General features: G+C 59.7%; 11 protein-coding genes, 1 tRNA gene and 1 pseudogene. 8 read left to right on the forward strand and 5 right to left on the reverse strand.

Translation table 11 applies throughout. The features are described 5' to 3' along the window. Positions 1-25: 25 nt before the first annotated feature. Entirely contained in the window at positions 26-1,045 is a 1,020-nt protein-coding gene (locus EOK75_RS08200) for an IS1595 family transposase (RefSeq protein WP_137192363.1), read from the forward strand. A gap of 410 nt (positions 1,046-1,455) precedes the next feature. On the opposite strand, the gene EOK75_RS08205 is transcribed toward EOK75_RS08200, so the two are convergent. Next, positions 1,456-4,005, reverse strand: a complete 2,550-nt coding sequence (locus tag EOK75_RS08205; protein ID WP_137193487.1) for a response regulator — start codon at positions 4,003-4,005, stop codon at positions 1,456-1,458. Positions 4,006-4,229: 224 nt separating this feature from the next. On the opposite strand from EOK75_RS08205, the gene EOK75_RS08210 reads away from it, so the two are divergent. Together EOK75_RS08210 and pbpC are read left to right on the forward strand one after the other, a co-directional pair. Further along, entirely contained in the window at positions 4,230-9,674 is a 5,445-nt protein-coding gene (locus EOK75_RS08210) for an alpha-2-macroglobulin family protein (protein WP_137193488.1), read from the forward strand. Beyond that, on the forward strand, positions 9,671-11,689 hold the full coding sequence (pbpC, locus tag EOK75_RS08215; RefSeq protein WP_137193489.1) for a penicillin-binding protein 1C: 2,019 nt from the start codon (positions 9,671-9,673) through the stop codon (positions 11,687-11,689). The genes EOK75_RS08210 and pbpC overlap by 4 nt, the downstream gene beginning before the upstream one ends. A 27-nt stretch (positions 11,690-11,716) precedes the next feature. Here the strand turns inward: pbpC and EOK75_RS08220 are convergent, their stop codons facing one another. Further along, a complete protein-coding gene (locus tag EOK75_RS08220; protein ID WP_137193490.1) occupies positions 11,717-12,892 on the reverse strand; it encodes an acetyl-CoA C-acyltransferase family protein in 1,176 nt (391 codons plus the stop codon). A 132-nt stretch (positions 12,893-13,024) separates the two neighbouring features. Here EOK75_RS08220 and EOK75_RS08225 point away from each other — a divergent pair, with 132 nt between their 5' ends. The 5 genes and pseudogenes from EOK75_RS08225 (at position 13,025) to EOK75_RS20790 (ending at position 17,122) form a co-directional block, all read left to right on the forward strand. Next, entirely contained in the window at positions 13,025-13,378 is a 354-nt protein-coding gene (locus EOK75_RS08225) for a DUF1428 domain-containing protein (protein WP_137193491.1), read from the forward strand. A 42-nt stretch (positions 13,379-13,420) separates the two neighbouring features. Further along, positions 13,421-14,512 carry a cell division protein ZapE gene (gene zapE / locus EOK75_RS08230; protein WP_137193492.1) on the forward strand — a complete coding sequence of 364 codons (1,092 nt, stop codon included), beginning with the start codon at positions 13,421-13,423 and terminating at the stop codon, positions 14,510-14,512. A 9-nt stretch (positions 14,513-14,521) separates the two neighbouring features. Further along, positions 14,522-14,590: transfer RNA gene (locus EOK75_RS08235), tRNA-Cys, on the forward strand. Positions 14,591-14,726: 136 nt separating this feature from the next. Next, positions 14,727-16,964, forward strand: a pseudogene (locus tag EOK75_RS08240) (VirB4 family type IV secretion/conjugal transfer ATPase); the annotation flags it as partial. Between the two features lie 17 nt (positions 16,965-16,981). After that, positions 16,982-17,122 carry a hypothetical protein gene (locus tag EOK75_RS20790; RefSeq protein ID WP_168199181.1) on the forward strand — a complete coding sequence of 47 codons (141 nt, stop codon included), beginning with the start codon at positions 16,982-16,984 and terminating at the stop codon, positions 17,120-17,122. A gap of 147 nt (positions 17,123-17,269) precedes the next feature. Here EOK75_RS20790 and EOK75_RS08245 read toward each other — a convergent pair whose 3' ends face one another. The 3 genes from EOK75_RS08245 to EOK75_RS21355 all read right to left on the reverse strand — a co-directional run bounded on the left by EOK75_RS08245 (position 17,270) and on the right by EOK75_RS21355 (position 19,210). Beyond that, complete coding sequence (locus EOK75_RS08245; protein ID WP_137193493.1) at positions 17,270-18,580, reverse strand: type II toxin-antitoxin system HipA family toxin; 1,311 nt, start codon at positions 18,578-18,580, stop codon at positions 17,270-17,272. After that, positions 18,580-18,825, reverse strand: coding sequence for a helix-turn-helix domain-containing protein (locus EOK75_RS08250; protein WP_137193494.1), 246 nt, complete (start codon positions 18,823-18,825; stop codon positions 18,580-18,582). The genes EOK75_RS08245 and EOK75_RS08250 overlap by 1 nt, the downstream gene beginning before the upstream one ends. A 97-nt stretch (positions 18,826-18,922) precedes the next feature. Next, complete coding sequence (locus EOK75_RS21355) at positions 18,923-19,210, reverse strand: hypothetical protein (RefSeq protein WP_240793949.1); 288 nt, start codon at positions 19,208-19,210, stop codon at positions 18,923-18,925. Positions 19,211-19,221: the final 11 nt, after the last annotated feature.

The raw sequence follows: 19,221 nt of genomic DNA on the forward strand, positions 1-19,221 counted from the left end.
TGGTCGCAATAAACCGGAGGCCTCCGTGTCATTGAAGCAAACCAGAAACATCAGTCAGCACGCATTCCGTGAGTTCCTCAATCGGATCATCCACCTTACCCCACGACAGATCGAGGATCTCCTTTCACGGACGCACGATGTCCGTCAGAGACGGGCGGCACTGGCTGAAATAGAGACACGAACAGAACAAGAACGCAAGTGTCCGTATTGCAGCGAAGATGGTCGCCAGAAATGGGGGCAGACACGAACCGGTGTGCAGCGATATCGTTGCGACTGCTGTTTGCGAACTTACTCTGGGCTGACCGGAACCCAGATCTGCGGACTGCACCGGCACGATCTTTTCTTGGAGGTTATTCGGAATATGCTATCGGACACGCCCCTCTCGTGTCGCAAGCTCGCCGCGCGTCTTGGGCTTACGAAAGATACGATATGGCGGTGGCGGATGATCATTCTGGAGTCACTTGCAGAGGCTTGTGACAAGGATTTCTCTGGCGTTGTGGAGGTCGATGAGACCTATCAGCGAGAAAGCCGGAAGGGCTCTCGTGAATGGGCAAATCACGCGGCTAACTCTAACCAGCATCCCGCGCCGCCTCGGCCGCAGTGGTATGTTTATCGCAGCGGACGGATCAAGATGGCACGTGGCCTCTCGCAGTGGCAGATTCCTTTGCTGACGGTGATGGATCGGGGCGGCAGGCGTCTCTTCGCACCGATCGCAAACCGTCGAAACCGGACAATCGAAATCGCTCTGGCGCCGATTGTTCCAGATGATGCGGTGTTATGTAGCGATGGTATGAGGGCATATCGCGCTTTCTGCAAAAAGCACAGCCTCACACACTACGAGGTCTCGAACAAACCTGGGAAACGTGTCGTCGCCGGTGCGTTTCACATCCAGAACGTCAATGCGTTGCACGCGCGATATGATGCTTTTATCCGGCCGTTCTGCGGACCAGCGACGAAATATCTCCATCGCTATCTGCGCTGGTTCCTTCTTCGCGCCAAGATCAAGCCCGAAGCCGCATTTCGGAGCATCCTCGCAGCAGCCTGAATAGGAAGCGCGAACATTCCCAACACGATATAGCGACACAACCTAATTTTATGGTCGTGGCTGCGATTTAGGGTGCCCGTGGATCTAAGCCATTCAGCTTTGCCCTTTCAATGACGTCATCGCACGCTGCGAAGTTTCCGCGCCTGCTCGAACCTCGGCGAATAGCCCGTTCTTTCTTCCAGTCCCAATCGGGCGCAGGATGCCCGCGTCGGAATTGTTGTTGATGGCCAGACGCCCGCCGGCCAGGAACTGGCTAAATGCCTCCTGTCAACGGAGGCCGTCGCGAAAGGCTTTAACCTTTCTGCCGCTGACCTCGGCCACCACAACTCCAGTGTTTATTCGTCAATTTCAATATGTATCTGAACGGCAACGCTGAACGCATGCACGCCTCGGTGCAAATCTGCGTTCGCTTAGGCAGGCTGAATTTCAATGACCGGAAGGGCTGTTTTCGGGCAGTGACGGACCAATTCTGCTGTAATGGCAGTTTTACGTAGCGGCTTGGTAAGATACTTATCGATTCCAGCGGCAAGGATAGAGGTATCATCACCCTCCATAGCATGTGCCGTCAACGCCACAATCGGCACATGGCCGCCGCTAATTTTTTCCTTTTCGCGGATAGCACGGGCTGCTTCTTTACCATCCATTTCGGGCATGGAAATATCCATAAAGATCAGATCCGGCTTGAAGCTTTCAAAGAGGTTTACCGCCTCATGCCCGTTATTTGCGAAGACCAATTCTATGCTGAAATCTTTTACCATCTTGCGGAATACAAGTTGGTTTGTCCGGTTGTCTTCGGCGGCCAGAACACGCATCATCTGCCCGGCTCTTGGCTTGGGCGCAACTTCAGGGCTTGGTAGCGCTGATTTGTCAGGGCCAGACAAATTCTGCAACTTACGATAGAGTTCAGCGCGCAGTAGAGGCTTCTGCATTACCGCAGCCAGATGCACCGCGCCTGCCCCTTCCCTCGCCCCCGCCGGATTGGAGGAGAACAGGACAATAGGCAGATCAAGCCCCAGTTCGCGAACCCGTTCAGCCAACTCAATGCCGTTCATTTCTGGCATCTCATGGTCGGTGATAAGCAGATCATACGCACTGTCGACCGCCAGCACTGCCAGTACCTCAGCGCCTGAACGGCAAAGCCTTACTTCCATGCCATAGGTAACCAATTGCCGTTCAAGGATTGTACGGTTGATGAATTGGTCATCCACCACCAGCGCACGCCTCAGGGACACGGATGTCTGCCTTGTTGTCTGTTCCTCTGCGACAGGCAGAACCAGCCGGAACCCAAAGCAAGAGCCTTTTCCAACCTCACTATCTACCCATACGCTGCCGCCCATACGTTCAATCAAGCTTTTTGTAATCGCAAGGCCAAGACCCGTACCTTCAAATTTACGGTTTGCTTCGGCTTCCACCTGATTGAATTCTCCAAAGACCAGGTCCAGCTGATCAGCCGGGATTCCTATACCGCTATCCTCCACCGAAATATGAAGTTGCTGCTGCTGTGGTTCGGTTTCGATGCCGACGATGCGGATCAAAACATAACCCTTTTCGGTAAACTTTACCGCATTGCCGACCAAGTTTGTCAGCACCTGCCGCAAACGACCGGCATCACCGACAAAACGCGTTGGCAGGAACAAGTCGAAATCAATCATCAGGTCCAGCCCGCGTTCACGGGCTCTGGGTTGCAACAGCATCGCAACCTCATGGATCAGCCGCTCCAGGTCAAAAGGTTCGGGATGGAGGGTCAACCGTTCCGCCTCGATCTTGGAGTAGTCGAGGATGTCATTGATAATGACCAAAAGCGCCTCACCCGATGAACGGATGGTATCAGCAAACAGACGCTGTTCTTCGGTCAGCGCTGTATCGCACAGCAATTCAGCCATACCGACAACCCCGTTCATCGGAGTGCGGATTTCATGGCTCATATTTGCAAGAAATGCTGATTTCGCACGGTTTGCGGCTTCCGCTTCTTTGCGGGCCACCTCCAGCGCGGCTTGCTGTTCTTTTTGCTGGGTAATATCGACCCGCAGACCCACGCGCCCCCCGTCAGGTGTTGGCTGGTCCAACACACGCAGCCAACGGCCATCTGCAAGCTGTTGCTCACGCACCACGGGGCCATCGAGGACGCGCCCGACGCGTTCCTCCAGCCAGGCTTCTTCGCGACCGATAGCATCAACATAAACGCCCTTCTCCAACCCTGCGCGCAGAATTACTTCGTAGGGTGTGCCGGGCTGCATGGCCTCGGCGCTTTCGGGATAGACTTCACGGTAGCGCTGATTGCATTTCATCAGGTTTTCTTCGCGATCAAACAACACGAACCCGTCCGGTAGCGCCTCCAGCGCCGCCCAAATGCGCATCTGTTCGGTGATATTCAGCGCAAGGCACACCGTATCACCATCACGCGCGCGCTGATCGACAAGACGAAACCATTCACCATTGGCCATCTGCACAACTTCCGGCTCAATCGGAAAACCGTCCCAGCGGGCAAGCATACGCTCCACCCATTCATCGGGTGTCGCATCGCCGATGTCGAAAATTCCCTCCTCTGCCGAGATCTTAGCAATTTCCTTGTATGGCGTTCCCGGGCCAATATTATAATCGGCATAGGGGGCAAGATAGGCACGGTTTGCCACCCGCAGGCGCGCACTGGAATCAAATATCGCAAAGGCGTCGTGCAGGGCATTGAAAGAATCGTGCAACCGGCGTTCGGCCATCACGGCAGTTGTGTGCGCCGCTTCCAGATCGGATATAAACTGCAGATTCTGCCCTTTAAGCATCTCCGCTTGGGTCACGGCGGCTTTGGTAACGTGGCGTTGTTCGACAATCTGGCTGGAAAGGGCACGTGCATGCAGGGCCAGCTTTTCATTGGCTGCGTAAAGCTCCCGCTGCTTTTGCTCCAGCAACCGTTCTGCCGCCATACGAGCGCGCCGTTCTTTGGCCAACCTGTCCACGATATCCATCAGCAACTCATTCTTTCTAAATCGAATTCTCGACGTTCCGGATGTCGGGCATCCCTCACTATTGCAAACCTCGCCCAACAAGATGAAGCGAGCGTTAACTCCGGCATAAAAAACGTTGAAATCCTTGCCTTTCTGCTTGGACCCGTGGCAAGATTGGCCCGTATTTTCAGGCTTCTGCCGGTTTTCAGGGCACAGCCACCACAGCAGTCGGCAAAGGGTCCCCAATGGCGCAATTTCGCAAACGCAACTTCGGTGTAGTTTTCGCGGCAATCCTAGGTTTGGCCCTGCCCCTAGCCGCACAGGATCTGGTTCCCGAAAAGCGATTTGTGCTGTCGCGCGATGTGGATTTGCCGGGGGGCGATATTGCATCGCTTTTCGATACCAATCTGGCGGCCTGCCAAAAGGCCTGCACCACCAATACCGCTTGCACCGCGATCACCTTCAATTCGCGCAATGGCTCGTGCTTTTTAAAGGCCGGACCGGGCGCGCCTGCCGATTATGCGGGCGCTTTTTCGGGCTATGTGGCCAAGGCAGCCCCCGGCGCAGCCACGCTTGCCCAAACCCGCGCGAAGGAGCTTGATTTCCTGCGGCCAGATGATTTCACCAATGCGCACAGCCTTGCGACCGGCCTTGCCGCGCGGCATCTGACCGGCCAATGGACCGCCCAAGACCATCTGGCCGAGGCAGCAAGCGCCGAAGCCGCCGGTAGCCCCGCCCGCGCCGGTGCCCATGTCGGTGCCGCGCTGAACATCACCGATGCCGCGATTGACTGGGCCGAATACGCGCGCCTGTTGCGGGCCGCCGCTGCAAGCGATTCCGAGGCCCGCAGCGAACTACAAGACCGCGCCCTTGCCGCCACGATCAACGGCTATCTGCGGGCGGAGCACCCTGCCCTGCGCCACGGTATTCTGGTGGAGATGGCCGAGGTTCTGGAAGACCGTGGCCGGGGTCGCGACATGGTGCCCGCGCTACGGCTTGCGCAATCCTTGCAGGCCCGCAGCGATACCGAAACGGCCTTGGACGCGGCCATCGCGAAATACGGCTTTCGCGTAACTGAACATGATGTGCAATCCGACAGCGCCCGCCCCCGGATTTGCGCGCAATTTTCCGATGATCTGGCCCAAACCGCCGATGATTTCGCCAAGTTCGTGCAGTTGGATGCAACCGGCCTGACGGTCGAAAAATCCGGCGACCGCCAGCTTTGTGTTGAGGGGGTCTCTCACGGGGCGCGCCATACGCTGACCTTCCGCGCGGGCATTCCGGCAGCAGACGGGCAGGTAACGGTGAACCCCGTGACAATCACCGCCTATGTCCGCGATCGCACGCCCGCTTTGCGCTTTGCCGGACGGGCCTATGTGCTGCCGAAACTGGGCGAAGGGGCTGCCCTTCCCATTGACTCCGTGAATGCCGACAAGGCGGATTTGGCCCTGTTTCGCGTGACCGACCGCAACATCCTGCGGGCCATTCAGGATGATTATTTCGGCGATCCGATGCCCTATTGGCGCGAGGCTGACTTTGCCCGCAGCATCGGCGCAAATATCTGGCAGGGCAGCGCCGAGCTTGCGATGGAGGTCAACCGCGACATGACCACCCGCCTGCCAATGGCCGAGGCCCTAGCCGACCAAGGCGCAGGGATTTTCGCGCTGCGGGCCAGCATTCCCGGCACGGATGGTGATGATACCGCCCCCGCATGGCAATGGTTTGTGGTCTCGGACCTTGGGATCAGCACCCTGAGCGGCACCGACGGGCTGCATGTCGTGGTGCGCAGCCTTGGTACGGCCGGTGCCAAAACTGGCGTTTCCGTGGATCTGCTCAGCCGCAGCAATGAGGTTTTGGGCACGGTGGAGACCGATGCGCAGGGCTATGCACGTTTTCCGGCAGGTTTGACACGGGGCCAAGGGGCGCTTGCCCCCGCGATGGTCGTCGCCAAAGAGGGCGATACCGATATGGCGTTCCTGTCACTTACCGATCCTGAATTTGACCTTTCGGATCGCGGGGTCGAGGGGCGTGAACCTGCCCCGCCAATTGATGTTTTCCTGACCACGGATCGCGGTGCGTATCGCGCGGGCGAAACCGTCTATGCCACCGCTTTGACCCGTGATGCAGGCGCACAGGCGATTGAGGGCTTACCACTAACTGCCATCGTCAAGCGTCCCGATGGCGTCGAATATTCCCGCACCCTTTCGCAAGGGACCGGCGGCGGTCATGTCTTTGCCCTGCCCATCGCAGGCAGCGCCCCGCGTGGCGTTTGGCGGCTGGAATTGCGCGCCGATCTGGACGCCGCACCCCTGACCGCCAAGACCTTCCTCGTTGAGGACTTCCTGCCCGAGCGCATTGATTTCACACTAACATTACCCGAAACACCGCTGCGACTGGGTGACAGACCGAACCTGACGGTAAAGGCCGATTACCTCTTTGGCGCACCGGGTGCAGATCTGGCGATCGAAGGCGATGTAATTTTGCGCGCAGCCAAGGGGCTTGCTGCCTTTCCCGGCTACCGCTTCGGGCTAGAGGATGAGCCGTTTCAAACCCGCATGGACGGCTTTGGCGGCCAGACCACCGATAGCGACGGCCACGCCACAATCGCGCTGCCCCTGCCTGAAGTCGACGACCCTGCCCGCCCTCTGGAAGTAACAGTCGTCACCCGTATCGCCGAAGGGTCAGGCCGCCCGGTAGAGCGCCGCGTGACCCGCGCCTTGCAACCCTCGGCCGCGATGATCGGCGTAAAACCCATGTTTGAGGATGTGGTCCGCGAAGGCAGCGATGCGCAATTCTCGCTTGTTGCGGTGGGGCCGGACGCTACCCCCGTACCAATGACCGTATCTTGGGAATTGTCGCGGATTGAGACGCGTTATCAGTGGTACCAGGAATATGGCAACTGGAACTGGGAGCCCGTAACCCGCCGCACGCGCGTGGCCGAGGGTCGCGCCGATCTGGAAGCAGCAACAGAGATTTCCGCCGCCGTGGAATGGGGCGAGTATGAGCTGACCATCACCCAAACCGATGGTGGCGTGGCGCAAACCTCGACACGGTTTTACGCTGGCTGGTACGCGCCTGCAGATGTGACCTCGACGCCCGATACGTTGGAACTGTCCTTGGACAAACCCGCCTATAAGCCCGGCGAGGAGGCGCAATTGCGCATCGTGCCGCGTGCGGCGGGGACGGCCTTGGTGTCGGTATTGTCGAACCGTCTGGTCACGATGAAAGTGGTGGAGGTGACGGCAGGTGAAAACATCATCCCGATGGAGGTGACCGATGATTGGGGTGCAGGTGTCTATGTCACGGCCTCGGTCTTGCGGCCGATGGATGTGGCGGCAGGGCGCAACCCGGCGCGGGCGATGGGCCTTGCCCATGCCACCATCGACCCCGGCCACAAAGCGCTGGATGCGGTGATCGAGGTGGCCGATGAGGTCGCGCCGCGCGGCCCTCTGGAAGTTGCCGTAAAGCTGGACGGTGTGGCGGCAGGTGAAACCGCCTATGCCACGATTGCCGCTGTGGATGTGGGGATCTTGAACCTGACCTCCTTTGCCTCGCCCGACCCCAAGGGGCATTACTTTGGCCAACGCAAGCTTGGCGTGGGCATCCGCGATGTTTATGGCCGGTTGATTGACGGGCTGAACGGGGCGGCAGGCGTGGTGCGGTCTGGCGGCGATGCGGCGGCCCAAGCGCGGCTAGAGGCCCCGCCTCCGACCGAGGAACTGGTCGCCTATTTCAGCGGGCCGGTGACGGTCGGTGCGGATGGCTATGCCCGTGCGACATTCGATTTGCCCTCCTTTAACGGCACGGTGCGGGTGATGGCGGTTGCTTGGTCCAAAACCGGTGTCGGGCAGGCCGAAGCAGACGTTCTGGTCCGCGATCCGGTGGTTGTGACCGCAAGCCTGCCGCGCTTTATGTCCCCGGGTGACGAAAGCCGGATGCTGCTGGAGATTATGCATGCCAAAGGGCCTGCGGGGCGCATGGGTCTTGATATCACGGCCGAGGGTCTGACTTTGGGCGAAGTGCCCTCGGGGTTCGATCTGGAGGAAGGCGGCAAGGCCACCTTCGCGGTGCCTGTTATGGCGGGGCCGGAGGGCCTGCAAACGGTTTCGGTATCGCTAACAACACCTGACGGCAAGCAACTGACCAAAGCACTAACGATCCCCGTGCAGCGCAATGATCCTGAAATTGCGCGGACCACACGGCTGGAGCTGGCGGCAGGGGCGACCTTCACGCTGGATCAGGCGACCTTTGACGGCTTTGCGCCGGGGTCCGGCCTTGCGACCATGGCGGTGGGGCCAATTGCGCGACTGGATGCGCCGGGGCTGTTGGCGGCGCTGGACCGCTATCCCTATGGCTGCACCGAGCAGGTGACATCCCGCGCGCTGCCGTTGATCTACTTTGACCAAGTAGCGCAGGCGATGCAGTTGAAAGGGGCCGAAGACATCGCGCTCCGTATCACCCAAGCCGTGGAGGAAGTGCTGACCAACCAATCCTCGGAAGGGGGTTTTGGCCTTTGGGGGCCAAGTCAGGGCGATTATTGGCTGGATGCCTATGTCACCGATTTCCTAAGCCGCGCAAGGACGCAGGGCCATACGGTGCCCGATCGCGCCTTCCGTTCGGCCTTGGATAACCTGCGCAACCGCGTGAATTACACCGCCGATTTCGATGAAGGCGGCGAGGCGCTTGCCTATGCGTTGATGGTGCTGGCGCGTGAAGGGGCGGCGGCCATCGGGGATTTGCGTTACTATGCCGATGTAAAAGCCGATGCCTTTGCCACGCCAATCGCGCAGGCCCAGCTTGGGGCAGCGCTTGCCAGTTATGGCGATCAGCGGCGCGCCGATATGATGTTCTCGCGGGCCGGCGCACAGATTGCGTCCTATCAATCGCTGGATGATGCGCAGGTTTACCGCATCGATTACGGCACTCGTCGACGCGATGTGGCAGCCGTGCTGACGCTGGCCGTCGAGGCCGGATCAGAGGTGCTGGATACAGAGGCCCTCGCCGTGGCGCTTCGCCCCGACGGGCGCAATCTTTCCACGCAAGAGGCAACATGGACTTTGCTTGCCGCCAATGCCCTGATCGACGGACCCGGCGCGGATGGTATCACCCTTAACGGCCAGCCGGTGGATGGCCCGCTGGTGCGCGTGCTGAAAACCGGTTCGGAACCCGTAGCCGTCACCAACGGGTCGGGAAAACCCGCCACCCTGACCCTCACCGCTTATGGTGTGCCAGAGGTGCCGGGGCCGGCGGCGGGCAACGGTTATGCCATCACCCGCAACTATTTCACGATGGAGGGCGCGCCCGTTTCGCTGCAATCGGGTGTTGCGGCGGGCGACCGAATGGTTGTGGTGCTAGAGGTCATTCCTTTCGGCAAGGCCGAGGCGCGCTTGATGGTCGCAGACCCGCTGCCCGCCGGGTTTGAGATTGATAACCCCAACCTTTTGCGCGGCGGTGATGTCGGCGGGCTGGATTGGCTGGACGTGCAAAATGAGGCTGAACATACCGAATTCCGGCAAGATCGCTTTATCTCTCAGGTCGATTGGCAGGGGCAAAACGCGATGCGGCTGGCCTATGTCGTGCGCGCGGTATCGCCCGGCAGCTTCCACCACCCCGCAGCCTCGGTCGAGGATATGTACCGCCCCGACTACCGCGCCCAAACTGCAGCGGGCCGTGTGATGATCACGCAATGACGGGCAGGCTTTTCGCGCTGGCCCTTGCGCTTTGGCTGGGGGCCGTGGCGCGTGATGCGGGGGATGCGTGGATTGACGCGACCGTGCTGCCCGATCTGGGCGTGGAGACTTCGGTAGAGGTGCTGGCCCGCGACGGCCGTTTGCTGCGCGCCTATACGGTTGCAGACGGTCGTTGGCGGATGGCTGTGGATGCGGTGGACCCGCGCTTTGCCGCGATGTTGATTGCCTATGAGGACAAGCGGTTTCACAGCCATTCCGGCGTCGATATCCGGGCGGCGTTGCGCGCGGTCGCGCAGGCGGTCCGGCACGGGCAGGTGGTCTCGGGCGGGTCCACGCTGACGATGCAAGTCGCGCGGTTGCTTGAGGACAGCGGTACGGGCCAACTGGCGGGCAAGCTGCGCCAAGTGCGGCTGGCGCTGGCGCTTGAACAGCACCTAAGCAAACAGCAGATCTTGCAGCTTTACTATCTGATTGCGCCTTACGGTGGCAATCTGGAGGGGGTGCGGGCGGCATCACTTGCTTATTTCGGCAAGGAACCGACGCGGTTGACCCCCGCCCAATCGGCGCTGTTGGTCGCCCTGCCCCAAGCGCCCGAGGCGCGCCGGCCAGACCGCGCGCCTGATACCGCGACACTGGCACGCGACAAGGTGCTGACGCGGCTGGCAGCGGCAGGGGTAATTGCCCCCGATCAAGCACAGGCCGCGCGGCGCGAGGCTGTCCCGACCCTGCGCAAGGCTTTTCCAGCCCTCGCCCCGCATCTGGCAGATCGGGTGGTGCGCGCGGCACCCGATACCGCCCTGCACCGCACCACGATTGATGCTGCCCTCCAATCGCGGATTGAAAGCTTGGCAGCCGAGGCGGTGGCGGCCCATGGCGACCGCTTGCAAGTGGCGATTGTGGTGGCCGATCACCGCACGGCTGAGGTGTTGGCAAGCGTTGGATCAGCGGCCTACCGCGCCGATCTGCGGCAAGGGTTTGTCGATATGACGCGGGCGTATCGCAGCCCCGGATCCACCCTAAAACCTTTGGTTTATGCGCTGGCTTTTGACGAAGGCTTGGCCCATCCCGAAACATTGATTGAGGACAGGCCGATGGATTTCGGCGGCTATGCACCCCAAAATTTCGACAAGATCTTTCGCGGTATGGTGCGAGTGCGCGAGGCGTTGCAGCTGTCACTTAACCTGCCGGTGGTGGCGCTGACGGATGCGCTTGGTCCCGCCAAGCTGATGTCGGCTTTGCGCCGTGCAGGGGTGGATGCGCGACTGCGCGGCAAACCGGGGCTTGCGGTGGCGCTTGGCGGGGTGGGCGTAACGCTAGAGGATATGGTCGGGCTTTACGCCATGATTGCGCGGGGCGGTGTGGCGCGGCCCTTGCGGGTAACCGGTGCGGGTGCGGATGGCGCGCGGGTAATGTCGCGCGTGGCGGCGTGGCAAGTGGCGGATATACTGTCGGGGATGGCACCGCCCGTCGGCGCGCCGGTCAATCGCTTGGCCTATAAGACCGGCACCAGCTATGGCCACCGCGATGCTTGGGCAATCGGCTTTGACGGCGCGCATGTGGTGGGCGTCTGGATGGGGCGGGCGGATGGAACGCCTGTGCCGGGCGTCTTTGGCGGCGATCTGGCCGCTCCCGTGCTGTTTCAGGCGTTTGCGCGGATCAAGCGCGATCTGACCCCCCTGCCCTCGCCGCCCGCCTCTGCCTTGATGGTTGGCAATGCCGCCCTGCCACAGCCGCTACGACAGTTCCGGTCGCGCAATGCGGTCTTTGCGGCGGTGGATGCGCCCGTGGTGGCTTTCCCGCCCGATGGTGCCGAGGTGGAGCTGATGGAGGATGGCCTGCTGTTGCGCGTGCAAGGGGGCGTGGGGCCGTTCACATGGCTTGTCGACGGGCGACCTGTTGTTGTTGCGGAACGTTCCCGCGCGTCGGTGGTGCAGGTGACGGGGCCGGGGTTTGTCGCAGTTTCCGTCATTGATGGCACGGGGCAATCGGCACAGGCACACGTCAGGTTGCGCTGAGGGCGCGAACGCCCCCAGCCAGTCACGTCAGATGCGTTCAATCGCGATTGCGATGCCCTGACCGCCGCCGATGCACATGGTGATCAGGCCGATCTTGCCGCCCGTGCGCTCCAGCTCATAAAGCGCCTTTACGGTCAGGATCGCACCCGTTGCCCCGACGGGGTGGCCCAAGGCAATCGCCCCGCCATTTGGATTGACGCGGGCATCATCCAGACCCAGCTCACGCGAAACGGCAATGGCTTGGGCGGCAAAAGCTTCATTTGATTCAATGACATCGAAGTCACTGACCTTAAGGCCGGTCTTTGCCATCAGCGCCCGAATGGCAGGGATCGGGCCATAACCCATCACCTCGGGACGCACACCGGCCACCGCATAGCCAAGGATACGGGCGCGCGGTGTCAGGCCGGCTTTTTCGGCCGCATCGGCACGGGCAAGCACCAAGGCCGCGGCGCCGTCATTGATCCCCGAGGCGTTGCCCGCCGTCACGGTGCCGTCTTTTTGAAACACGGTGCGCAGACCCGCAAGCGCCTCAAGGCTGGTGGCTTTGGGGTGTTCGTCGGTGTCGAACACCGTGACGCCTTTGCGGGATTTCACCTCAATCGGGGCGATTTGATCGGTGAAATGGCCCGCTGCAATCGCCGCCGCGGCGCGGGTTTGGCTTTGCAGGGCAAAGGCATCCTGATCGGCGCGGGAAATGGTGGATTCAGCGGCAACATTTTCAGCCGTCACCCCCATATGGCCGGTGCCGAACGGGCAGGTCAGCGCGCCCGTCATCATATCTTGCGCCGCAGCATCCCCCATCTTTTGACCCCAGCGCGCGGCTGGCAGGATATAGGGGCTGCGGCTCATGCATTCCGCGCCGCCGGCCAGCGCGAAATCCGCATCGCCCAGCATCAGGGCCTGCGCCGCCGAGATAATCGCCTGCGCACCAGAGCCACACAGACGGTTCACATTCATCGCAGGTGTCACATCAGGGATGCCCGCCTGAATTGCCGCAACACGCGACAGATACATATCGCGCGGCTCGGTGTTGATAACATGGCCAAACACCACCTGCCCGATCTGGTCCGGTGCAATACCTGCACGCTCAATCGCGGCCTTGGCGGCATGGGTGGCAAGATCAATCGGGGCAAAGCCCGAAAGCGCGCCGCCAAAGGTGCCGATGGCGGTACGCGCGCCGGAAAGGATGACGATATCAGTCATGGGAACAGCCTTTTGATACATGGGTTTGTGCCAAGGATCGCATTGAAGCGCACCCATCGCAAGACCCACCCAATATTGGGATTCGACGTCACGAATTTTGCGCACTACAATTTTCGAAAAGGGAGAAGTGATATGACATATATTGATGCGTTCGTGGCCCCCGTTCCCAAGAGCAAGCTGGACGAGTATTTCGTGATTGCCGCGAAAATGGCCCCTATGTGGAAGGCCCACGGCGTGCTTTCCGTGGTAGAGACACGGCCGGATGATGTGCCAATGGGCAAGGTCACCTCTTTTCCGCGCGCCGTGCAATGCGGCCCGGGTGAGGTGCCTGTGTTTGGCTACATGACCTACCGCGACCGCGCCCACCGCGACGCGGTTATGGAGGCGGCGATGGCCGACCCCGAGATCGGCAAGCTGATGATGGAGGCGCCGATGGATGGCAAACGCATGATCTTTGGCGGGTTTACGATCGAAACGGACGCTTAACACCCTCTGGCGTCCGGCTGCGGCACGGGTTAAACCGCCTTCATGCGACAAACATTGACCCAGATCTACGATGCCAAAATCGCCGAGGGCAGCCTGCGGGCTGATCCGGCACAACACGCCATTCTGCCGGTGCTGGAAACCATCCGTGTCTGGGCCGAGGCGCAGGGAGAACGCAAATCAGGCCTACTGTCGAGCCTGTTTCGCAAGCCCGCACCGGCCCCTAAAGGCTTGTATCTATGGGGCGGCGTAGGGCGCGGGAAATCCATGGTGATGGATCTTTTCATCGCCGCCACCGACAGCCCTGCAAAACGGCGCGTGCATTTCCATGCCTTTATGCAAGAAATCCACCGCGGTATGCATGAGGCCCGCAAACAAGGCGTCGATGACGCGTTGGAACCGGTCGCCGATGCGATCATCCGCGATATTCGCCTGCTCGCCTTTGATGAGATGCAGATCACCGATATTACCGATGCGATGATCGTCGGGCGTTTGTTTGAAAAGCTGTTTGCCGCCGGCGTTGTGGTTGTGACCACCTCAAACCGCGTCCCCGAAGAGCTGTATAAAGACGGGCTGAACCGCGTGTTGTTCTTGCCGTTTATCGACCTGCTGCGCGACCAAATGCAGGTTGTCGCACTCGAAAGCCCAAATGATTACCGCCAGCACCGGCTTGAGGGCGCGCAGGTCTATTTCCATCCCGCAGGCAAGGCGCGGGCCGATATCGATGCAATCTGGGCCGATCTTTCAGGCGGTGACGAAGAGGTGCTGCGCCTGCCGGTAAATGGCCGCGAGGTAGAGGTGCCGCGCTATGCCAATGGCGTCGGGCGCGCCACCTTCTGGGATCTTTGCGCCAAGCCGCTTGGCCCCGCCGATTATCTGGCGATTGCACAAGCTGTGCGTGTGTTGGTGCTGGAAGATATCCCGCAGCTTTCATCCAGCAACTACAATGAGGCAAAGCGGTTCGTGACCCTGATTGACGCGCTCTATGAGGCGAAGGTGCGGCTGGTGGCCTCGGCCGCCGATACGCCGGAACGACTTTATATCGAGGGTGCCGGCAGCTTTGAATTTGAACGCACCGCAAGTCGTTTGCGCGAAATGCAGGCCGCAGATTGGGGCCAGTCAGAGCCGTTGCCATAGCGCAAACACGGTGATGGCAATGGTCAACAACGGATTGCAAATCCGTGTACACGAGTTCGATTCTCGTACTCGCCTCCATTTAAAATCAAACACTTAGAGTATTCCTTCCCATGCTTGGGCCCACCGTTTACAGGGGCGTTTACATTTTTGTGCCTTGAGACAGTGTTTTTGCCCTATTGAGCTTGCGCAAAACGGCATCGCTTTCGTCGGGGCTAATGCGCTCTTGCAATGTATCCGCCTCGATGGCGTCAACAGCATGACCAGCGATGACGCGCACCTAGAGAAGATCCGGGCTCTCTTCGCTGCCATCATCGCGCAGATCGGGCCCGAATATAGTTTTTACGTGCACAAGGTTTCAAAAGCGATCGAGACCACGTTGCCACCGGTGCCCGACGGGGGATTTGCGCAGGCGCTCGATACCCGTTGGCAGGCGGCCATGGCGCAATCGGGTCTGCGCGACAAAACGCTCACGTTCACGGTTCTGAAGCGTCCACCCCTTGGCGCGCGGCTGCGCCTGAAACGCTCAGACTCGATCGCCCAACTCAAAGACTAGACTGCCAAGCAATTGCGCAAGCTCAGCGAGGTCGTCGGGTTTCTGCTGTCATCATTTGCCGAGATGAACCCGCGCCTTCTCGGGGCCGAAAGCGGCGAGCTACTGGGCTTCCTTGGCGCACTCAACATAGGTCAGGAACGGCCGCTCTTCGCAAAATCGCGCTTTGGTATTGTTGCCAAGGATGTGGCCAACACACGGGTTACGTTTCAGGGGCGAAGCTTCAAGCTGGACGACGGAACGGCAGGCACGCGGTTCGGCACCAGCTTCGCGATCAAGACCTATCCTGCAAGAACCAGCTGCACCATGTTCGATGAGCTCAATCTGCCCATCGACATGGTTGTCACCCACTCCTTCGCGCCGATCAACAGCAACATCATGGCCAGCCGGATCAAACGGCAACAACGCCTAATGAAGGCTAGTGATGACGGGGCCATCTCACTGGCCGAAGAACTGGTCGACGCGCTGGATGATCTAGAATCCAAGCGGCTCAGCTTTGGTGATCATCACATGACGGTCACGGTTTTCGCCGATTCTGAGCAAAAGTTGGAGACCATCGCTGCCGAGGTGCGCAATATCGCCGCCAGTGAAGGCGTCAATCTGGTCAATGAAAGTTTTGCCGCCCGCACCCATTATTTCGCGCAACATCCGGGCAACGGGCAGATGCGCAGCCGAAAGGCTGCCATCACAAACACGAATTTTGCCGACCTCGCAGCGCTTCATCGCAGTCAGCTGGGCAAGGCTGGCCATAAAGTGCCCTGGGGCAAACCGATCACGCTGTTCCCAACGCCAGAACGCTCGGGCTTTCTCTTCAACTACCACGAGACTGGCCAGCCCGACAAAGAACCGACCGGTGGTCATACCTTGATCCTCGGTCGTCCTGGTTCAGATAAATCGGTCTTGTCAGCATTCCTCATGACCCAAGCCCGGCGCTGCGAGGCACGGGTGTTTGTTTTTGATTATCGCATGGGCATGGAAATGGCGGTGCGCGCAAGCGGCGGCCTCTACAGTTCGATCAAGGCGGGCGAAGCAACCGGCCTCAATCCGCTCCGCACAGAAATTGATGGGCGCGGGCAAGCCTGGCTGTCAGATTGGCTCGCCACGCTTCTACATCGCGCAGACAAGCCCCTGAGCCCGGTCCAGATCAACCGCATCCAAGAGGTGGTGCGCCAGAACGCCGGTGCCAACGATGCAGCCCTGCGCAACTGGCAAGACCTGGCCTCTCTCTTCGTGGCTGAGGCCGATGAAGGAGACATGTTCGAGCGGATCCATGAATGGACGGCTGATGGGCGCTACGGCTGGATCTTCGGGCAAAGCCTCGAAGACAGCTTTTCGCTCGAGGGCGATGTGGTGGGCTTTGATTTAACCGGCATTCTCGACAGCGAAAGCGAGAAAGAGCGGATGGCGGTGCTGTCCTATCTGTTTCGGCGGGTGGAACGCGTAATTGAGGATCGCAAACCGACGCTGATCATCATCGATGAAGCCTGGAAAGCGCTCGATAACCCGTATTTCGCGGAACGCCTTAGCAACTGGCTTGTGACCGCGCGCAAACAAAACGCGGTTGTCGTGATGATGACCCAATACGCAAGCCAGCTTGAGAAAACCCGAACTGGAAAAACGATTGTCGAGGCCGTTCCTACGCAAGTCTTGCTTCCCAATATTCGTGCTTCGGCCAGTGATTACGCGATGCTGGGGCTCACTGACAAAGAGCTCAGCGTTCTGCTCGGCACCGGCAGCAATTCCCGTCTGGCGCTGGTGCGCGACGATCAAGGCTCGGTCGTGATCGATGCCGACCTCAGCGCCCTTGGCCCGTATCTCACGATCCTTGGCGGCATGGAAAAAGGCGAAGCGCTGGTCGGCGCGGATTATCGCCAGAACCCTGATTTTTGGAGACAGATTTGATGCACAAGCTTTTCGTCATGACACTCACCCTTCTGACCCTCACGGCCTGCGCGGAGTACCGGCCCTCTGAGGCAGAATGTTTCACCTCCTTTGCCGAGGTCAGCCGCAGCAATTGCAATTTTGAGCTGCTTGGACCGATTGGCGTCCTGAATGAATAGCCTTTGCCCGCATATCTTTGCGGGCTTGATCTCGCTCGCAGCGCCCATGGCGTTTGCACAAGGCGTGCCAAGCCTCCGTGCCTTGCTGAACGAGAAGGCCTTCCTCTATCTCTTCCAACAGAATCCCATTTGGAAGTTCAAGCTTGGTCATTCCGTGCGGTCCCCCTTGTGAATCATAAGGGATGCCGTTCGCTGCCTGACGCCGTCTGCAATGATTTGAGCCAAGTCTTCAGGGAAATTCGTGGGCATACCCGAAACCGTTTTCTCAATGGCAAGCTCAATTCGTTCTGCGGCATCCGCCAACACTTCCTCCGCCAGCGTAACACCATACCCCGCCGCCTTTGCAGACTGTAGGAAATGGCGCGGCACCACCTCGTTGATCCGGTAGTGGCCAGCAACAGCCATGGCGAGGCGCATCCGGTTTTGGCGGATTTGCCCGTCATCCACGGCTTTTTGAGCGCTCAGTACATCATAAAGCGGGGTCATACGGAAACCTCCGGGGCGCAGCGCAATGCTGAAATTCTTTGCGTGCCCGTCCGTCGCCCCTAAGAGCCAGAACAGCACTTGCGCGCGGAAGAAGGCGCGCTGATCAGCCTCAGGATCATCACTACCAGCCAGTAGGCCGATACCTTCGGTGATCCCCGGCCCGCCTTCCATTTGGTATTTCTGGCTGGGCGGCACCGATAGCGCCTGGCAGAAATCTTCTTGTGGCAGGCGGATCAACCGGCCGTCCTTGGTCCAGCGTCGATCGAACCTCGTAACCACAAGACTGCGCACATCCTCAAAGTCAACGATCTCGACCTCTGCCACATCCATGCCCATGGCGCGGCAAAAGCTCATGCAGAAGAATTCGTTTTCGACGCTGTCGGACAGATCGATGCCACCTGGCAGCACACCGAGTTGGGTCTTGAAGATATGGGTCGTGGGGGTCATGCCCGATGGGCGGATCCATTCACCCTCATGGCGAAGAAGCGCGGTTTTCTCCTGCGCACCTGCGATGGAAATGCGAAAGTCATCATCTTCCTTCAACCCTAGAGGAGCACTCGCCAGATTGCGCAGCATGTCGGCAATTTGTGCTTTCGTAACAGGTTCACCTTCGAGCGCGCCCATTTCGGAAATATTGCCCGAGACGAATTGCAACGCCCCTACGCAGTCGCGCCCGATCTTCTCCAACATGTGCCAGGCATCAGTGCCGCCCGCACGAACCCGCGCCGCAACGCGCTCTCGGATCGCCTGATTGTCTGGAAGGAGGTTTTCCAGATAGGCGATGACTGGCCCGCCCTGGTGTCCCTCTTCACGCAAAGGGAGCGAAAGCGAGATGGGCATGGCATGTTCCCATGCCAACCATTCCGGATCATAGATAAAGCTAATTGCGCCAGAGCCCGCGAGACGCAGGGCCCCCACTAGCCGTCCGTTCAAAAGCACCTGCATCGTGCCGCTACTCCCGCGCTTCGCCATCAGAAGATGTCCTCAATCTCAAGCGAGCCGCCGCGCTCAACCAACCGAAACTCGAGCCCAAGCGCGGCCATAATGGCCAGCACCGTGGCCAGCTTGGTGCCTGCATCGCCATTCTCGAGCGATGAAATCGTCGCGACACGCAAATTGGTGCGCGCGCTGATATCGCTTTGGGTCCAGCCGCGCGCCTTGCGGGTTCGGCGGAGTGCTTCGCCGATCTGTTCGGCTGTTCGTGCTGTGAGGTCCATGATGCGGCTCCTTTTACGTTACAGCGTAAATGAAAACAAATTACGCCGCAACGTAAATTTACATACTTTACGCTATAGCGTAACTTACTGGCTGAGCTCATGCCGAAAGCTCCGCTGCACGCACCTGTTCTGGCGTCACCAGCTTTGAGGCGACCAGATCCTCAATCTGTCGATTGGTAATATGACGGCACATAGGATGACGCTCATGGATCCAGCTGGCGAGCCGGGTACGGCCGTTGACTTCGGCCTCTCGCGCCTTCTCGCGATCGGCTTGGACCTGGGCAAGCCCCTTTTCCCAACGCCGCGATTTGAACCAGTTGTCTGAGAAACAGACTTTGCCGCGCGTATAACCTGCAGTCTCCGCAGCATAGGCTTTGACGGCCATCGACAGGTCCC

It is taken from the genome of Pseudorhodobacter turbinis, assembly GCF_005234135.1.
Taxonomy (GTDB): Bacteria; Pseudomonadota; Alphaproteobacteria; order Rhodobacterales; family Rhodobacteraceae; genus Pseudorhodobacter; species Pseudorhodobacter turbinis.